The sequence below is a fragment of the Mycobacterium sp. TH-M11 genome (assembly GCF_057473725.1).
The window spans coordinates 1-2,360 of record NZ_JBYCLD010000107.1 but is presented as its reverse complement, the minus strand read 5'-3'; the positions used below and the strand labels follow the sequence as shown (position 1 = coordinate 2,360).

At 71.1% G+C, this 2,360-nt stretch carries 1 protein-coding gene; it reads right to left on the bottom strand.

Annotation, left to right across the window (positions count from 1 at the left end; genetic code table 11):
- A partial coding sequence (locus tag AC2VOG_RS04650; RefSeq protein WP_486938748.1) for a WXG100-like domain-containing protein occupies window positions 1-2,296 on the bottom strand: 2,296 nt, incomplete at its 3' end.
- Window positions 2,297-2,360 lie beyond the last annotated feature (64 nt).

Sequence of the window (2,360 nt, the reverse complement as noted above, 5' to 3'; positions counted from 1 at the left end):
AATCGGCGGCGCCGTTCCCGCCAGCTGACGTCGGACCAATTCCGAGACCATCGGTGGTTCTTCCGGACCAGAAAAAGGCGCCATCCGCGGGCGGAGTAACAAGTTCTGGGGCTGGTAAGCGATATGGCCCGACGAACCCATCTCCGTCGTGCGCTTCGTTGACGTCACCATCGTGTGGCGTAGAGCCGTCACCCGCCTCGCGCGGATTTCCCTCCTGACGCTTCAGCCCAGGTTTGTGGCCATCCCGTGAACCTTTGTCGCCGTCGTCATGCGGACCACGGCCTTCCGCGTCATGGGACCTGTTGCCAGGTGGGAAACCATCACCGGGCGCGTGCATCCCATCGCCGCGTCGTGTGGGCAGTTCGGCGGGGTGACCGCCGGCGGGCGTGAAGTTGGCCGCCGGCGGGCGCGGTGCGGGCGCCGCGGCAGCCGGTGCTGGTGCCGCTTCGGCGGGTGCTGGGCCGGGCGGGGCGGGCGCCCTGGCCGGTACGTGTTCGGCCAGCTGCTGCGGAGCCGCCGACGGCAGGCGCCGAGACGAAACGGCGGGTACCCACTCGGGCTGATGTGGGCGAGCCACCGGTGTAGCCACCGGTTCACGCGTTCCGCTGGCGGGTGAGGGCTCATGCAAAGATCCCGCGGGTGCCGGGCCGGGTTCATCGGGGGCGCTGGCGGGTGCCGCCGGCTCGTGCGGGGCCGCCGCGGGTGCCGGTGCCGGCTCGTGCGCGCCACCCGCGGGCGTGTGGTCGGCCGGGTGCGGTGCGTGCTCGACGGGCGCCGCGGGCGGTTTGTCGGGCGGCAGCGCCACGGGTTGGCCAGCCAGCGGGGCCTCGGCCCTGGGGGTCAGGTCCCGGCTGAGGCCGTCGAGGTCTTTGGTCAGCCCGGAACCGGCCTTGCCGATATCGCCCAACGCGCCGCCGGCACCGGCGACCCGACCGGCGGCTCCCGCACCGCGCCCGGCAGCCCCGGCGGCATCGGCGGCTTCACCGCCTTCCTCGGCGGCCCGCGCCGCCGCCGCAGCCCCCTTGGCCCCGGCACCGGCCTCACCGGCCCCGGGAACGACCAGCGTCGCGACGTCGAAGAGGTTTTCCCCCAACCCCAGTCCCGGCCGATCGCCGCGCCAATCGTCGAGGTGCAGCAGCGATGTGACCATCTGCGTGTCGGCCTCGACGGCGTCGTGTGGGTCGAGGATGTGGTTGAGCAGACCCGTCCTGGTCATGCCCTTCCAGGCGGCCGCCGCGCCCTCGGGGTCCAGCAGGAACCACCGCGGATCCAACCCCTCGATCCCTTTGGCCATCTCGTAGGCGCCCTTGAGGAACCCCTCACCGGTGTTGACCCAGGTCTCGAACGTCGCCGCAACCTGATTGCCGACCTCCTGCCCCAGAAAATGGGTGAACTGGCCGCGCAGGAACCTTTCCATCCCGACCACCAGGCCGTCGATGACCTGCACGCCCGCATCCATCGACTGCTCCCATGCCCGGGCTTCCCGACCCAGGGAATGCAGCACGGCGTTGATGTCCGCGGCGACCTTTTTGACCTCGTCGAACGCCTTGCCCTCGAAGATCAACACCACATCGTGGCCGATATCGGCCAGCGAACCCAGTCGGTGGCACAGATCCCGGATCGCGCTCTGCGCCTGGCTGACCTGCTCGGCGAACTCATCGAGGGTCGCGGCCAGCTTCCCGCATTGCGCGCCGACGCTGTTGGCGTGCTCACCGATCTGGGACAACACCTCGCCGATGTGCGGGCCTTCGGGGATCTGCTGCCCACCGACGAGCGCATTGGACGCACTCAGCGCACCCGGCACCCCGCCGATCGCCGCCCCGAAACTACGCCAACACCCCGCCGCGGCATACAACGCGCCCACATCGGCGTCGGGCCACACGTCGTCGACGAACGACTGCACCACCGCCCACCACGGCGGCGGCGGCTGTCCCGGACCCAAGGTCCCCGGCGGCCCGGGCGCGGTGACCCTGACCGGATCCGGCGGCGCCGACAACACCCCGGCACCCCCACCCAACGTCGACGCCGCCTCAGCCCGCGAATAGTTCGCCGCCGACAGCTGGATCTTGGCCCCGTTGAACCGGCACGCATTGACCACGGCCGCGGCCGCGCTCAACAACGCCTCCGCCGCAGACTGATACGCCAACCCGAACGCCGTCCCGGCATGATCGTGTCCGGTGCTGGCCGCAAAACCGCCCGTGAGCACCATGAGATTCGCGGCCAGACCGTCACCGGCGCCCACCACGGCGGCGCCCGCAGCCGACAGCACCCCAGGATCCACCGCCAACCCGGTCACGCGCGGAATTCTCACCCAGCCCGCCCGCGCGCGCTAATCACCCAACGATCGCGCCGCCAAGTTA